Source organism: Pseudomonas sp. GP01-A4 (assembly GCF_058780865.1).
In genome coordinates, this window is the sequence record NZ_JBYSWF010000012.1 from 1 (window position 1) to 15,143 (window position 15,143).

Sequence of the window (15,143 nt, forward strand, 5' to 3'; positions counted from 1 at the left end):
GACTGCCTGTCCGAATGAGCGTGGAACAGGTGTCCGGATCAGCGTGGGCTGAGTGTCCGAATGGCGTGGAATCCGCACTTTGCCCGATCTTTTCTACGCCTGTGGATAAATTGGGTCAAGGCTCGAGTTTTCGGGAATCCTGCGGCTGTGGATGAAATTATCCACCGGTGGAAATCAGTGGTTTTCCACAGACAGTTGCGTGGGCTTTAGATTTTTTAAGTGAGGTCCATCCAAGCAGGGCGGCTTTGCAGCCCTGCTTGGATGGACCCGCGTGGACAAGCGGATCACTGAGATATGAAGACCGAGCGCTTACTCGGTTGCGCCACGTTTTGCTTTTAGGCGAGTGACGTTCGCTCCGGTCTGGTTCGCGAATTCGTGTGGAGTGACATGCTCCTGCCGGTTGGCCTCCAGATACCGGCTCCACCAGTTCATGATCAGCCTACGCTCCTCAATGAACTCGGCCTTGTGGATGTATGCGGCGCGGACGTTGTTGCGTTCCTTGTGACTCATCTGCCTTTCGATCGCGGTCTCGGACCACAGTCCTGATTCAATCAGTGCGCTACAGGCCATTGAGCGAAAGCCATGACCGCAGATTTCGGTTTTGGTGTCATAGCCCATTTTTCTGAGTGCGCTGTTCACCGTGTTTTCAGACATGGGTTTCCAGGGCTTGGCATCGCCTGCAAACACCAAGTCGAATTCGCCGGTGAGAACGTGGATCTGTTCAAGCAGAGCCACGGCTTGCGGCGATAAGGGTACAAGGTGGATGTCCCCGGCCATCTTTGTACCCCTTGTGGAAAAGGGCACTCCGTCCAATGCCGGACGAGTGTCGGGTATCTCCCAGGTGCCGCGCTTGCGGTCGAACTCGCCCCAGCGTGCGAAGCGCAGTTCGCTGGAGCGTACGAACACATGCAGCGAGAGCAGGACCGTCAGCCGGGTAAGTGCGCGGCCTTTGTAGGTGTCGATACGCTCCTGCAATTCAGGCAAACGCGATAAGGGTAGAGCGGGGCGGTGAATCACTCTCGGGGCTTTGATCAAGCCTTCAAGGTCGTAGGCAGGGTTTGCGGTGATCTGCCGAGAACGCTTCGCCTCGCGCATGATGCTTTGCAGGTAGTTTTGTACCCTTAACGCGACGTCAATCGTGCCGCGCTTCTGGATCGCTTCCAGGGGTTGCATCAGGTCATGGGTGTCCAGATCGACAATGGAGCGAGCGCCGATCAGCGGGAAGACGTGGGTTTTTAGGCGGCTCAGAACCGTCTTGGCGTGGCCCGGTGCCCATTTGGCAGACATCGCTTTATGCCATTCCAGTGCAGCGCTTTCAAAGGTTCGGCCTTTGATTGCGGCCTGCGTCTTGGTTTGGTGTTTGTTCTCTATGGGGTCAATGCCTTCCGCCAACATCCGCTTGACCGCCAGACGCTTGTTGCGCGCATCGGCGAGGCCGACCACGGGATAGCTGCCGAACGAGGTCAGTCCTTCGCGTCCATCAGGTTTGACATACCTGAGACGCCAGCCTTTACGGCCATTGGGTTGGACTAGAAGGTAGAGGCCGTCGCCGTCGAAAAGCTTGTAGGCGCGGTCGGTGGGCTTGGCTGAGCGGCAAGCCGAATCGGAGAGTGGAGCAGTGGTGCGCGACATAAGGGTACTCCCCCTTTATCGAATTACCTTACCCCTAACATTACCCCTAAAACGGCTGGAATCCACCAGATTTTGACGTAACGTGACGGAACGCCAAAACGAAAAAACCCGCCAGAAGGCGGGTTTTTTGGGGGTTCCAGAGATTTTGAAAGCCTTCTCTGGAACCTTGTATGGTGCCGGCACCAGGAGTCGAACCCGGGACCTACTGATTACAAGTCAGTTGCTCTACCAACTGAGCTATACCGGCGTGTTAGGGCGACGATTATAGCGATTGGCAAGCATCTGTAAACCCCTGAATTCTGACTATTTTTGCAACCGACCGGGTTTTCTCTGCGCGGCCTCGTTTCAGCCACCCCAGCCCCGCCAATCCCATGCGCTGGATCACTGGAAAGGCCTGCGTGCAGAAAGCGGCAAGTGCCAGTTCCTGTCCTGGAACAACAACCTCAAGCCCGACGGCCGCTTCACCATCACGTTTTCCGCGATGCGCAGCAAACCCAGCCGATTCAAACCGAGAACGGCACCTGGTGTGGCGGCGGACCCGACCGACGATTGCCAGGAGGATTATGAGTTCACCGAGCACCGTATTCGCGGTTAATCCCATTTAGCTTCAGATGAGGTTTTGTGGCGAGGGAGCTTGCTCCCGCTGGGCTGCGCAGCAGGCCCAAAACAGTGGGAGCGCTGCGCACTCCAGCGGGAGCAAGCTCCCTCGCCACAGGTTTTGTCGTTCAGCTTTTTAGTTGCCTTCGTTACACGAATCGGCAAATTTCTTGTACTCAAACACCCGCTTCTGCCCATGGGAATCCAGGTAGGTCATCCGCGCATTCACCACGCCACACGCCGCGCCTCCATCGTCCACGGTCGACAGTACTTGCTGTACATCCAGCTTGGGGCTGGCCTGGGCCGAAAAGGCGGCAACGTTGAGCAAGGCAAACAGGCTGCTGGCGATGAGGGTGTTGCGGTTCATGGTGGTGTCCTCTGAGGTTCAATAGGGTGTGTGTTGCGTTGGAGCCTATTGAGCGCCCGGGAGGTATCCGGCCTGTGTCATGCACCCCGGCGTTTTGCCTCGGCATGTGTTGAGAAGGGGATTGCATACAACTTGATACAGAAACTTATCCATTAGAGGTATTAGTGCCTCAGGGTCTTTCTCTTAGATGTTTTCGACATAACGGTCATCGTTTTTCCCTTGAATAAGGTGAGTCTTACCGTATTCTGTTTCGAAATATTAAACGTCATATAAATAGCGGAATCGTTTAACCCGGTTTACGGAACGTTGGCAGTTAATTACTAAGTTGTAATTTGATTCGTCAGCTAAGCAATTTTTCCTGACCAGGCGGCCAGAAAAACTGTTAGAAGCCTCCGCAAGCTTCTGATCTGAAAGAAATTGATAAAAATTCGCCAAATAAGTCAAAAATACGGCACTCAGCCGCTCGTCGGAAAGAATTAATCAAAAAGCATCAAAATACTGACACCATCAATCTGATATCACAGAATGCCGCCAGCCAACACATAACTAGAAAAACCAAGGTCAGCTCAACGGGCTGACCTTTTTAACGCCTTTAAAGCGTAATAACCGGGGAGGGCCGTGGGTGAGTCGCGCAGACGATATTTCAAAACTATTCAATAAGCTGGGCGCCAATCCAAATGGCTACCGGGAGATGTACGCCGTCCATGATTATCTTGAGGATGACGTGGTGGTCGAGCGTTTCGACGCCGTGCCCATCCCGGCCCAAACCGCTTGCACCGTCGCGCTGGATGAGCCGCCGTCGGCGCCATTGCTGCGCTTGCTCGAAGAGCTGACCCAGGGCGAAGCCGATCACCTGCAACCTCCCGAAGTGGTCGAAGGGCCGACCGGTGAGGTGTACTCGGATCAATCCTCACCCAAGGTGATCGTGGTGGTCTCGCTCAAGGGCGGTGTCGGTCGCAGCACGCTGACCGCGGCCATTGCCAGCGGCTTGCAGCGTCAAGGCCACCCGGCCGTGGCGCTGGACCTGGACCCGCAAAATGCCCTGCGTCATCACTTGTGCCTGGGCCTGAATTTGCCCGGCATCGGCGCGACGAGCTTGAGCAATGAGTCCTGGGAAGGCCTGGCCGAGCGCGGCTTTGCCGGTTGCCGCCTCGTGGCCTTCGGTGAGACCAACAACGACCAGCAAAAAAACCTCAATCGCTGGCTCGGCGAAGACGCCCAATGGCTGCCCCGGCACCTGGCCGGCTTGCAGTTGAATGGCCAGGACACGGTGGTGATCGACGTGCCCGCCGGCAACACGGTGTACCTGCACCAGGCCATGGCCCTGGCAGACGTGGTGTTGGTGGCGGTGCAGGCGGATGTTTCCTCATTCAGCACCCTGGCCCAGATGGACAGTGTGCTGGCGCCGTACCTTGAGCGCGAAAAACCACCACAGCGTTACTACGTGATCAACCAACTCGACGGCGCCCACCGCTTCAGCCTGGACATGGCCGAAGTGTTCAAGGCCCGCCTCGGCGATGCACTGCTCGGCACGGTCCACCGTGACCCGGTGTTCAGTGAAGCCCAGGCCTGCGGCCGCGATCCCCTCGACCCTACCGTCAACAGTCTCGGCTGCCAGGACATTCACGCCCTGTGCCGCACGCTGCTCGAACGCATCGATTCGGACCTTCCATGACCGACACTACGTCCTCTACGCCCCACACTCCGGGGCGCGCCGAGCAGCGGCTGGACGCCGCGATTTCGCGCTTCAATCGCTGGCCCGATACGCTGCGCAAAGTGCTGGTGGTGATCAGTTGTGTGGTCGGCACCTTGCTGTTGGTGAGCATTGTCAGCGCCCCGCTGGACCTCTATAGCCAATGCCTGTTTGCCGCCGTGTGCTTTCTTGCGGTGCTGCTGCTGCGCAAGATTCCCGGGCGCATGGCGATCCTCGCGCTGGTGGTGTTGTCGCTGGTGGCGTCGCTGCGCTACATGTACTGGCGGCTGACTTCCACCCTGGGTTTTGAAACCTGGCTCGACATGCTGTTCGGCTACGGCCTGGTGCTCGCCGAGCTGTACGCGCTGGTGGTGCTGATCTTCGGCTACGTGCAAACCGCCTGGCCGCTGCGCCGCGAGCCGGTGTGGCTCAAGACCGAACCGTCGGAGTGGCCCACGGTCGACGTGTTCATCCCGACCTACAACGAGGCGTTGAGCATCGTCAAACTGACCATCTTCGCCGCCCAGGCGATGGACTGGCCCAAGGACAAGTTGCGCGTCCACGTGCTCGACGATGGCCGTCGCGACGACTTTCGCGATTTCTGCCGCAAGATCGGCGTGAACTACATCCGTCGCGACAACAATTTCCACGCCAAGGCCGGCAACCTCAATGAAGCGTTGAAGGTCACCGACGGCGAGTACATCGCGCTGTTCGACGCCGACCACGTGCCGACCCGTTCCTTCCTGCAAGTCAGCCTCGGCTGGTTCCTCAAGGACCCCAAGCTGGCGATGCTGCAAACGCCGCACTTCTTCTTTTCACCCGACCCGTTTGAAAAGAACCTCGACACCTTCCGCGCCGTGCCCAATGAGGGCGAGTTGTTCTACGGCCTGGTGCAGGACGGCAACGACCTGTGGAACGCGACGTTCTTCTGCGGCTCGTGTGCGGTGATCCGCCGCAAGCCCTTGCTGGAAATCGGCGGCGTGGCCGTCGAGACCGTCACCGAAGACGCCCACACCGCGCTCAAGCTCAACCGCCTGGGCTACAACACCGCTTACCTGGCGATCCCGCAAGCCGCGGGCCTGGCCACCGAAAGCCTGTCACGCCACATCAACCAGCGCATCCGTTGGGCGCGGGGCATGGCGCAGATTTTCCGCACCGACAATCCGCTGCTGGGCAAAGGCCTGAAGTGGGGCCAGCGCATCTGCTACGCCAACGCCATGCTGCACTTCTTCTATGGCTTGCCGCGGTTGGTGTTCCTCACCGCGCCACTGGCCTACCTGATTTTCGGCGCGCAGATTTTCCACGCCTCAGCGCTGATGATTGTCGCCTATGTGTTGCCCCACCTCGTGCATTCGAGCCTGACCAACTCGCGGATCCAGGGGCGCTTCCGCCACTCGTTCTGGAACGAGGTCTACGAGACCGTACTGGCCTGGTACATCCTGCCGCCGGTATTGGTGGCGCTGGTCAACCCCAAGGCGGGCGGCTTCAACGTCACCGACAAGGGCGGGATCATCGACAAGCAATTCTTCGACTGGAAACTCGCCCGGCCGTACCTGGTACTGCTGGCGGTGAACCTGGTCGGGCTGTGCTTCGGTCTGTATCAATTGATCTGGGGCGACGAGTCCACCGCGGTCACCGTGGCGATCAACCTGACCTGGACCCTCTACAACCTGATTATCACCAGCGCTGCAGTGGCGGTGGCTTCCGAAGCGCGGCAAGTGCGCTCCGAGCCGCGGGTCAGCGCGAAATTGCCGGTCAGTGTGATCTGCGCCGACGGTCGTGTGCTCAAAGGCACGACCCAGGATTTCTCGCAGAACGGCTTCGGCCTGATCCTCGCCGACGGGCACCAGATTGCCCGGGGCGAACAGTTGCAGTTGGTGCTGTCGCGCAACGGACAAGACAGCCTGTTCCAGGCGCGGGTGGTGTTCAGCAAGGGCGCGCAGATTGGCGCGCAATTCGATGCACTGTCCCTGCGCCAACAAAGCGAACTGGTACGCCTGACGTTTTCCCGCGCCGACACCTGGGCCGCGAGTTGGGGCGCCGGCCAGCCCGATACACCGTTGTCAGCCCTGCGTGAAGTCGGTGCCATCGGCATCGGCGGCCTGTTTACCCTGGGTCGCGCCACGCTGCATGAATTGCGTCTGGCCCTGCGCCGCACTCCCTCACAACCGCTCGATACGCTGATGGACAAGCCATGACTTCCACACTATTTGCCCGCCCGCAGTCGCGCGGCGTGCTCGCGCTGATGATCGCTTCGCTGCTGGGCCTGGGCTCGCAGGCACAGGCCGCTGCACCCGCTGTTGCGGTGCAGAGCACTGACGACGGCTACAGCCTGACCCTCAAGCAACTGGGCCGTCGCGACACCATGAACCTGCAAGGCGTGGAAGCGTCCGACAGCGTCAACTTCGACATCCGTGCCGATGAAGTGGTGAAGGGCGCGCAACTGTTGCTCAAGTACAGCTACTCGCCGGCGCTGCTGGCGGACCTGTCGCAGATCAACGTGCTGGTCAACGACGAAGTCGCCGCCAGCCTGCCGCTGCCCAAAGAGGGCGCAGGTATCCAGCAGGAAAAACTGGTGCAGATTCCGGCGCACCTGATCACCGAATTCAACCGCTTGAGCCTGCAGTTCATCGGCCACTACACCATGTCCTGTGAAGACCCGCTGCACAGCAGCCTGTGGGCCAAGATCAGCAACAGCAGTGAGCTGAAAGTGCAGGTGGAGCCGATCGTCTTGAAAGACGACCTGTCGGTGTTGCCGCTGCCGTTCTTCGACAAGCGCGATGCGCGCCAGGTCAGCCTGCCGTTCGTGTTTGCCAGCGCGCCGGACAACGCCGCGCTGGAAGCTGCCGGCGCGCTGTCGTCGTGGGTAGGCGGCTTGGCCAGCTACCGGGGTGCGACGTTCCCGACCACCCTTGGCGAGATTCCGGCCAAGGGCAACGCCATCGTGCTGGTGCAAAGTACCCAGGCCGTGGATGTACACGGTGTGGCGGTCCCTGAGCCTAAAGGGCCCACCCTGACCCTGATCACCAACCCCAACGACCCGAATGGCAAGCTGCTGATCGTCTCCGGCCGTGATGGCGCCGAACTCAAGCGTGCCGCCACCGCCGTGGTGCTGGGCAACCCGGTGTTGACCGGCAACAGCGTGGTCATCACCAGGCTCGACACCCTGGCCCCGCGCAGCCCTTACGACGCGCCGAACTGGCTGCCCAGCAACCGTCCGGTACGCCTTGGCGAGCTGGTAGAACTGAAAAAGCTCAACGTCTCCGGCTACAACCCGGGCCCGATCAGCGTCGACCTGCGCCTGCCGCCCGACCTGTTCAACTGGCGTGAAGAGGGCGTGCCGCTCAACGTCAAATACCGCTACACGCCGCAGCAGGTGTCCACCAACTCCTCCTTGCTGATCGGCCTGAACGACCAGTTCATGAAGTCTGTCGCGTTGCCGTCGGTGAGCAACCTGGGCGGTGGGCAGAGCCTGCTGGACCAGCTGAAGAAAGACGAAACCCTGCCCCGTGAAGTGACGACCCTGTTGCCGATCAGCTCGGCCTCGCCCAAGTCCAAGCTGCAACTGCGCTTCATGTACGACTACATCAAGGAAGGCGAATGCCGGGACATCATCGTCGACAACATGCGCGGTGCGATTGACCCGGACTCGAGCCTGGACCTGAGCAGCTACCAGCACTTTATCGCCATGCCGAACCTGGGCGTGTTCAACGACTCCGGCTTCCCGTTCACCCGCCTGGCTGACCTTTCGGAGTCGGCGGTGGTGATGCCGGACAACGTCGGCACCGATGAATTGAGCGCTTACCTGACTGTGATGGGCCGCTTCGGCGAGTCCACCGGCTACCCGGCCACCGCCGTCAAAGTGGTGCAGGCCAAAGACGTGCAAAGCGTTGCCGACAAAGACCTGCTGGTGCTCGCCACCGGCGGCAACCAGCCGCTGCTGCAGCAATGGCAGCAATACCTGCCGGCCACCAGTGACGGCCTGCAGCACCACTTCCTGTTGTCTGACCTGCCACGTTATGTGCGCAGCTGGATCAGCCCGGACGCCGCGGCCAACCAGCATACGGCCAATGCCGGCATCACCTTCAGCGGCCTGAGCAACAGCACCTGGTTCGCCGGCTTCCAATCGCCGCTCAAGGCCGGGCGCAGCGTGGTGCTGATCGCCAGCAACCAGCCTCAGGGCCTGCTTGAAGCGACCTCGGCGCTGATTGGCGGTGACGACTACAAAGACTCGATCCAGGGCAGCCTGGCGGTGGTGCAGGGCACGCAGATCAGCTCGTTGGTCGCGGACCAGCAGTACTACGTCGGCGACCTGAACTACTTCAAATTCATGCAATGGCAGCTGTCCCAGAACCTGGGCTGGATGCTGGCGATTACCTTCCTGGGGCTGCTGGTGCTGACCTGCCTGATCTACCTGGCACTGCGTGCCCGTGCAAAACGGCGGTTGGCATGAGCCCTTTGCGTAGCGCGATCCTGGCGGTGATTGGCAGCACATTGCTTGCCGGTGCCGCCCAGGCACAGACCTGCGATTGGCCGCTGTGGCAGAACTATGCCAAGCGCTTTATCCAGGACGATGGCCGGGTGTTGAACTCGTCCATGAAGCCGACGGAAAGCAGCTCGGAAGGGCAGTCGTACGCGATGTTCTTTGCCCTGGTGGGCAACGACCGGGCGACCTTCGACAAGCTCTGGACCTGGACCAAGTCCAACATGGCGGGCGCCGACATCGGCCAGAACCTGCCGGCCTGGCTGTGGGGCAAGCGTGACGATGGCAAGTGGGGCGCGATCGACAGCAACTCCGCCAGCGACGCCGATTTGTGGATGGCCTATGCGTTGCTCGAAGCCGCGCGCGTGTGGAACGCACCGCAGTACCGCAGCGACGCGCAACTGGTGTTGGCCAACGTTGAACGCAACCTGATCGTGCGCGTACCGGGCCTGGGCAAGATGCTGTTGCCGGGGCCGGTAGGCTATGCACACGCGGGAGGCCTGTGGCGCTTCAACCCCAGCTATCAAGTACTGCCGCAACTGCGCCGCTTTGCAAAAGAGCGCCCGAACGCCGGCTGGAACGAAGTGGCCGAGAGCAACGCGAAGATGCTCGCCGACCTGCCGAGCAATCCCCATGGCCTGGCGGCCAACTGGGTCGGTTACCGCGCCACCAGCGCAAACACCGGGCTGTTTATCGTCGACCCGTTTTCCGATGACCTGGGCAGCTACGACGCGATCCGCACTTACCTCTGGGCCGGCATGACCGCCAAGAGCGACCCGCTGGCCGCGCCGATGCTCAAGGCCTTGGGCGGGATTTCCCGTGCCACTGCTGCGTCGGTCAGCGGTTTGCCGCCGGAGAAAGTCCACGTGCTGACCGCTGAAGTCGAGAAAAACAACGGCTACACGCCGACGGGTTTCTCGGCCTCCACCATGGCCTTCTTCCAGGCCCGGGGCGAAACCGCCCTGGCGCAATTGCAAAAGCAGAAAGTCGACGACGCCCTCGCCAAGGCGCTCGCGCCTTCGGCCCCGGACAGCGCCCAGCCGATTTACTACGACTACATGCTCAGCCTGTTCGGCCAGGGCTTCGCTGATCAAAAGTACCGTTTCGAACAAGACGGCACGGTGAAATTATCCTGGGAGTCTGCATGCGCCGTCACACGCTAGCCATTGCGATTCTGGCGGCCCTGGCTTCCAGCGCCAGCTTTGCCGAAACCACTGACCCGCAAAGCCTGCTGATCGAGCAGGGCTATTACTGGCAGTCGAAAAAGAACCCGGAACGCGCCCTCGAGACCTGGCAGAAACTGCTGCGCCTGAGCCCCGAACAGCCGGATGCGCTGTACGGCATCGGCTTGATCCAGGTGCAACAACAGCGTCCGGCCGAAGCGCAAAAGTACCTGGCCCGCCTGCAGGCGCTGAGCCCGGTACCGCGCCAGGCCTTGCTGCTGGAGCAGGACATCACCGTCAACATCCCGGCCAACGCCAAGTTGCTGGAACAGGCCCGTGAACTCGGCGAGCCTGAAGAAGAGCGCGAACAAGCGGTGGCGCTGTATCGCCAGATCTTCCAGGGGCGCCAGCCTCAGGGCCTGCTTGCCCGCGAGTATTACAACACCCTGGGCTTCACGCCCAAGGGCACGAACGAGGCCATCGCCGGCTTGCAGCGTTTGTCTCGCGAGCGGCCGAACGACCCGATTGTGGCGCTGTTCCTGGCCAAGCATCTGGCGCGTAACCCGGCCACCCGCGCCGACGGCATCCGCGCCCTGGCCAAGCTGGCCCCGAACAACGACGTGGGCGGCAACGCCGATGAAACCTGGCGCTTTGCGCTGATCTGGCTCGGCCCGCCGAAGAGCGACCAGGTGCCGTTGTTCCAGCAGTTTCTGGCGGCGCATCCGGACGACAGCGAAATCCGTGCGCTGATGAACAAGGGCATTGCCCAAGGCAAGACCGGCGCCGGTTGGCAGCGTGATCCGCAGATGACCAAGGCGTTCAAGGCGCTGGATGACGGCGACCTGAAAACCGCCGAGCCGCTATTGGCGGCGCGTCTAAACGAAAAACCCAATGACGTCGATGCCCTCGGTGGCATGGGCGTGCTGCGTCAACAGCAGCAGCGCTTCAGCGAGGCTGAAAGCTACCTAGTTCAGGCCACCCGTTTGCCGGGTGGCGCGGCATGGCAGTCGGCGCTCAATGATGTGCGCTACTGGAACCTGCTCAACCAGGCCCGTGACGCCCAGCGTGGCGGGCGCGGCAGCCAGGCCCGCGACCTGGTGGCCCAGGCCGAACGCTTGAACCCTGGCCAGCCCGGCGCTGCCGTGGCACTGGCGGGTTTCCAGGCCCAGGACAATCAGTTCGACACCGCCGAAGCCGGCTACCGCAAAGTGCTCGCCCGTCATCCTGGCGACCCGGACGCGCTGAGCGGCTTGATCAACGTGCTGTCCCAATCCGGGCAGCCGGAAGAAGCCTTGAAGCTGATCGACTCGGTGTCGCCCGCCGAGCGCGCGAAGTTCGCGCCGAGTGTGAAAATCACCGCGTTGCGCGCTACTCAAGTGGGCAAGCTGGCCGAGCAGCGGGGCGATTTGAAAGCCGCGCAAGCCGCCTACAAACAAGCCCTTGATGCCGACCCGGAAAACCCGTGGACACGCTTCGCCCTGGCGCGCATTTACCTGCGCGACGGCCAGATTCGCAACGCCCGTGCCTTGATCGACGGCTTGCTGGCCAAGCAGCCGAACCAGCCGGACGCGCTGTACACCAGCACGCTGCTGTCCGCGGAGCTGGGTGAGTGGAAAAAGGCTGAAGAGACCCTGGCGCGTATCCCTGCGGGGCAACGTACCGCTGACATGAACGAGCTGGGTATCGATATCGCGCTGCACAAGCAGACCGACATCGCGATCGAGACCGCCCGCCGTGGCCAACGCCCGGAAGCCCTCGCGCTGCTGGGCCGCAGTGAAGCCATGACCCGGCAGAAGCCTGAGCGCCTGGCAGTGCTGGCTGCCGCTTATGTGGAAGTCGGCGCGACGCAGCAGGGCCTGGATATCATGCAGAAGGTTCTGGATAACAATCCGAACCCGACCGTTGACCAGAAACTGCTGTACGCCAATGTCCTGCTCAAGGCCAACCACTACACCGAGGCGGGCGACATCCTGCGTGAAGTGCAGGGCAAGCCGCTGAGTGAAACCGGTCGCCAGCGTTACGACGATTTGATCTACCTTTACCGGGTCAAACAGGCTGATGCCCTGCGTGAGAAAAACGACCTGGTCGCGGCCTACGACATGCTGTCGCCGGCCCTTGCCCAGCGTCCCAACGACGCAATGGCGGTAGGTGCCCTGGCGCGGATGTACGCGGCCAGCGGCAATAGCAAAAAGGCCATGGAGCTTTATGCGCCGCTGATTCAGCAGAACCCGAACAACGCTCGCCTGCAACTGGGCCTGGCGGATATCGCGCTGCAAGGCCGTGATCGTGGCCTGGCGGAAAGCGCCAGTGAAAAGGCGCTGTCCCTGGAGCCGGGCAACCCCGAGATCCTCACCTCGGCTGCGCGCATCTATCAGGGGCTGGGCAAGAACAACGAAGCCGCTGCACTGCTGCGCAAGGCGTTGGCGATTGAGAACAGTCAGAAGAGCCAGACGCAATTGGCTCAGGCCGGCTCCCAGGGCGTGCCTTACAACCCCTTCGTCGGCTTGCCGGGCCAGCGTCGCCAGGTCACCGACCTGACCGTTGCCGGCGCCGTGCCGCCGCCGATTGATGCACCGACCAATGTCGTGCCGGACAATGCCCTGGCAGCCTCCGCGCGTCCGGCGTCGAACAACTGGAACGAGCCGTTCGAGCCACCGTCGAGCATTGCTGCACTCGACACCGCCAACCTCAGCCCGGCACGTCGTGCGCTGGATACGATCCTGCGGGATCGCACCGGTTACCTGGTGCAGGGCTTGAGCGTTCGCAGCAACAATGGCGAAAGCGGCTTGAGCAAAATCACTGACGTCGAGGCGCCATTCGAAGCGCGGATGCCGGTGGGGGATCTGAACGTTGCGCTGCGCGTGACGCCGGTGCATGTGAGTTCCGGCAGCGTGAAGAGCGACTCTGCCACACGCTTTGGCGGTGGCACGGCCAACCCGGCGGGCTCCCAGAGCGACACGGGCGTCGGTCTGGCCGTTGCCGTGGAGAACCCGGATGAAGGCCTCAAGGCCGACATCGGTGTGAGCCCGCTGGGCTTCCTGTACGACACCATCGTCGGTGGCGCCAGCGTCTCGCGGCCGTTCTCCCAGGGCTCCAATTTCCGTTACGGGGTCAACGTTTCGCGGCGCCCGGTCACCGACAGTGTGACCTCCTTTGCCGGTTCCGAAGACAAGCGTACCGGCGAGAAATGGGGCGGCGTGACCGCCAACGGCGGGCGTGGCGACCTGAGCTACGACAACCAGAAGCTCGGTGTGTATGGCTACGCCTCGTTGCACGAGCTGTTGGGCAACAACGTCGAAGACAACACCCGGCTGGAACTGGGCAGCGGCATCTACTGGTACCTGCGCAATACCCCGACCGACACCCTGACCCTCGGCATCAGCGGTTCGGTCATGGGCTTCAAGGAAAACCAGGGTTACTACACCTACGGCCAGGGCGGTTACTTCAGCCCGCAGCGCTTCTTCTCCCTGGGTGTGCCGGTGCGCTGGGCGCAGAGTTTTGATCGGTTCAGCTACCAGATAAAAAGTTCGGTGGGCATCCAGCATATCGAGCAAGATGCGGTCGATTATTTCCCGGGGCATAGCGATTACCAAAATGACCCGACCCGGGGCGATCCGAAATACGCCAAGGACAGCAAGACCGGCATCGGCTACAGCTTCAACGCCGCCGCCGAATACCGCCTCAGCTCGCGCTTTTACCTGGGTGGCGAAGTCGGTCTCGACAACGCCCAGGACTATCGCCAGTACGTCGGTAACGCCTACCTGCGCTACTTGTTTGAAGACCTGAGCGGGCCTATGCCCTTGCCGGTCAGTCCGTACCGTTCCCCTTATTCGAATTGATTTGATAGGAGTCATCCATGCCTGTTTCCGCTTCTGCTATTGCCGGCCTGACCCTGCTGGTATTGGGCGAAAGTCACATGAGCTTTCCTGATTCACTGCTCAACCCGCTGCAGGACAACCTCACCGCCCAGGGCGCCAAGGTTCACTCCATCGGCGCGTGCGGCGCCGGTGCAGCCGACTGGATCGTGCCGAAGAAAGTCGAGTGCGGTGCCGAGCGCCTGCCGGTTGGCAAGGCCGAGATTTTCGGCAAGAACGCCATGAGCACCACCCCGATCAAAGACCTGATCGCCAAGGACAAGCCGGACCTGGTGGTGATCATCATCGCCGACACCATGGCCTCGTACCCGGAGCCGCAGTTCCCGAAAGTCTGGGCCTGGAAAAGCGTGACTTCCCTGACCAAGGCCATCACCGAAACCGGCACCAAGTGCGTGTGGGTGGGGCCGGCGTGGGGCAAGGTCGGTTCGCAGTACAAGAAGGATGATGCGCGCACCAAGGTGATGTCGCAGTTCCTCGCCACCAACGTGGCGCCGTGCACCTACGTTGACTCGCTGACCTTCTCCAAGCCGGGCCAGTGGATCACCACCGACGGCCAGCACTTCACCATCGACGGCTACCAGAAGTGGGCCAAGGCGATCGGCGACTCCCTGGCGAAGTTGCCACCGGCCGCCGTGGGCAAAGGAGCGCAATAATGAAACGGATCACCCTGGGCCTGGCGACCTTGCTCGCCAGCGTCAGCGCCTACAGCGCCGACATCCCGCTTTACCCCACCGGCCCGGAGAAGGATTCGGCCTTCCTGCGCCTGGCCAACGGCACCGACGGCGAGCTGAAATTGCTGCCCCAGGGTTCCAAGGCCAGCCTGGTGTTGGGTGGCGACAAACTGGTGTCTGACTACCTGCCGGTGTCGGGCGGCAAGACCCCGATCAAGGGTGTGTTGAGTCAGGGCGGCAAGGATTCCGAGCTGGCCGTGACCGTCGCGCCGGGCGAGTTCGCCACCGTAGTGGCCGTGCCGGACGCCAAGAGCGGCACGCGCCAGTTGGTGATCCACGAACAGCCGGATGACTTCAACGCACTGAAGGCCTCGCTGGCCTTTATCAACGCCGACGCCGCCTGCGCCGATGCGAGCCTGGAAGCCGTGGCGCAAAAAGCCGAGCTGTTCAAGAAGGTCGCCGAAGGCGCGATTTCGCGCCGCATGATCAACCCGGTGGAACTGTCGGTGCAGCTCAAGTGCGCCAACGCGCCGGTGGGCCAGCCGCTGACCTTCACCCTCAAGGCCGGCGAACGCTACAGCGTGCTCGCACTGCCATCGGCCGCCGGTTCGAGGTTGCTGTTTACCTCCGACACGCTCGCTAACTGATCGGGCCCGACACCA

General features: G+C 61.6%; 10 protein-coding genes and 1 tRNA gene. 8 read left to right on the forward strand and 3 right to left on the reverse strand.

Annotation, left to right across the window (positions count from 1 at the left end):
* Positions 1–309: 309 nt before the first annotated feature.
* Positions 310–1,632: a tyrosine-type recombinase/integrase gene (locus AC3WKX_RS09890; protein ID WP_010567878.1), complete on the reverse strand. Its 1,323-nt coding sequence runs from the start codon at positions 1,630–1,632 to the stop codon at positions 310–312.
* Between the two features lie 171 nt (positions 1,633–1,803).
* Positions 1,804–1,879, reverse strand: a tRNA-Thr gene (locus AC3WKX_RS09895).
* A gap of 24 nt (positions 1,880–1,903) precedes the next feature.
* Between AC3WKX_RS09895 and AC3WKX_RS09900 the strand changes: the two genes are divergently transcribed.
* Positions 1,904–2,227: a hypothetical protein gene (locus AC3WKX_RS09900; RefSeq protein WP_371858864.1), complete on the forward strand. Its 324-nt coding sequence runs from the start codon at positions 1,904–1,906 to the stop codon at positions 2,225–2,227.
* A gap of 138 nt (positions 2,228–2,365) precedes the next feature.
* On the opposite strand, the gene AC3WKX_RS09905 is transcribed toward AC3WKX_RS09900, so the two are convergent.
* Positions 2,366–2,596 (reverse strand): DUF2790 domain-containing protein, encoded by a 231-nt coding sequence (locus AC3WKX_RS09905; RefSeq protein WP_102367909.1) that lies wholly within the window; start codon positions 2,594–2,596, stop codon positions 2,366–2,368.
* A 691-nt stretch (positions 2,597–3,287) separates the two neighbouring features.
* Between AC3WKX_RS09905 and bcsQ the strand changes: the two genes are divergently transcribed.
* Genes bcsQ through AC3WKX_RS09940 form a run of 7 tightly spaced genes read left to right on the forward strand, consistent with a single transcriptional unit; the run spans position 3,288 to position 15,128 of the window.
* Complete coding sequence (gene bcsQ / locus AC3WKX_RS09910) at positions 3,288–4,271, forward strand: cellulose biosynthesis protein BcsQ (RefSeq protein WP_102604458.1); 984 nt, start codon at positions 3,288–3,290, stop codon at positions 4,269–4,271.
* Positions 4,268–6,487, forward strand: a complete 2,220-nt coding sequence (bcsA, locus tag AC3WKX_RS09915) for a UDP-forming cellulose synthase catalytic subunit (RefSeq protein WP_003218076.1) — start codon at positions 4,268–4,270, stop codon at positions 6,485–6,487. Before bcsQ ends, bcsA begins: the two co-directional genes overlap by 4 nt.
* Entirely contained in the window at positions 6,484–8,742 is a 2,259-nt protein-coding gene (gene bcsB, locus AC3WKX_RS09920) for a cellulose biosynthesis cyclic di-GMP-binding regulatory protein BcsB (RefSeq protein WP_003218075.1), read from the forward strand. Before bcsA ends, bcsB begins: the two co-directional genes overlap by 4 nt.
* Entirely contained in the window at positions 8,739–9,935 is a 1,197-nt protein-coding gene (gene bcsZ, locus AC3WKX_RS09925; RefSeq protein ID WP_102604459.1) for a cellulose synthase complex periplasmic endoglucanase BcsZ, read from the forward strand. Before bcsB ends, bcsZ begins: the two co-directional genes overlap by 4 nt.
* Positions 9,917–13,774, forward strand: coding sequence for a cellulose biosynthesis protein BcsC (locus AC3WKX_RS09930; protein WP_102604460.1), 3,858 nt, complete (start codon positions 9,917–9,919; stop codon positions 13,772–13,774). The genes bcsZ and AC3WKX_RS09930 overlap by 19 nt, the downstream gene beginning before the upstream one ends.
* Positions 13,775–13,791: 17 nt before the next feature.
* Complete coding sequence (locus AC3WKX_RS09935) at positions 13,792–14,463, forward strand: SGNH/GDSL hydrolase family protein (protein ID WP_003218072.1); 672 nt, start codon at positions 13,792–13,794, stop codon at positions 14,461–14,463.
* Positions 14,463–15,128 carry an alginate O-acetyltransferase AlgF gene (locus AC3WKX_RS09940; protein WP_102604461.1) on the forward strand — a complete coding sequence of 222 codons (666 nt, stop codon included), beginning with the start codon at positions 14,463–14,465 and terminating at the stop codon, positions 15,126–15,128. Before AC3WKX_RS09935 ends, AC3WKX_RS09940 begins: the two co-directional genes overlap by 1 nt.
* The last annotated feature ends 15 nt before the right edge of the window (positions 15,129–15,143 follow it).

What these genes read in the sequence shown, in the direction of transcription:
- AC3WKX_RS09890 (WP_010567878.1), bottom strand. Translation starts at nt 1,632, where the DNA reads ATGTCGCGCACCACTGCTCCACTCTCCGATTCGGCTTGCCGCTCAGCC.
- AC3WKX_RS09905 (WP_102367909.1), bottom strand. Translation starts at nt 2,596, where the DNA reads ATGAACCGCAACACCCTCATCGCCAGCAGCCTGTTTGCCTTGCTCAAC.
- bcsQ (WP_102604458.1), top strand. Translation starts at nt 3,288, where the DNA reads ATGTACGCCGTCCATGATTATCTTGAGGATGACGTGGTGGTCGAGCGT.
- bcsA (WP_003218076.1), top strand. Translation starts at nt 4,268, where the DNA reads ATGACCGACACTACGTCCTCTACGCCCCACACTCCGGGGCGCGCCGAG.
- bcsB (WP_003218075.1), top strand. Translation starts at nt 6,484, where the DNA reads ATGACTTCCACACTATTTGCCCGCCCGCAGTCGCGCGGCGTGCTCGCG.
- bcsZ (WP_102604459.1), top strand. Translation starts at nt 8,739, where the DNA reads ATGAGCCCTTTGCGTAGCGCGATCCTGGCGGTGATTGGCAGCACATTG.
- AC3WKX_RS09930 (WP_102604460.1), top strand. Translation starts at nt 9,917, where the DNA reads ATGCGCCGTCACACGCTAGCCATTGCGATTCTGGCGGCCCTGGCTTCC.
- AC3WKX_RS09935 (WP_003218072.1), top strand. Translation starts at nt 13,792, where the DNA reads ATGCCTGTTTCCGCTTCTGCTATTGCCGGCCTGACCCTGCTGGTATTG.
- AC3WKX_RS09940 (WP_102604461.1), top strand. Translation starts at nt 14,463, where the DNA reads ATGAAACGGATCACCCTGGGCCTGGCGACCTTGCTCGCCAGCGTCAGC.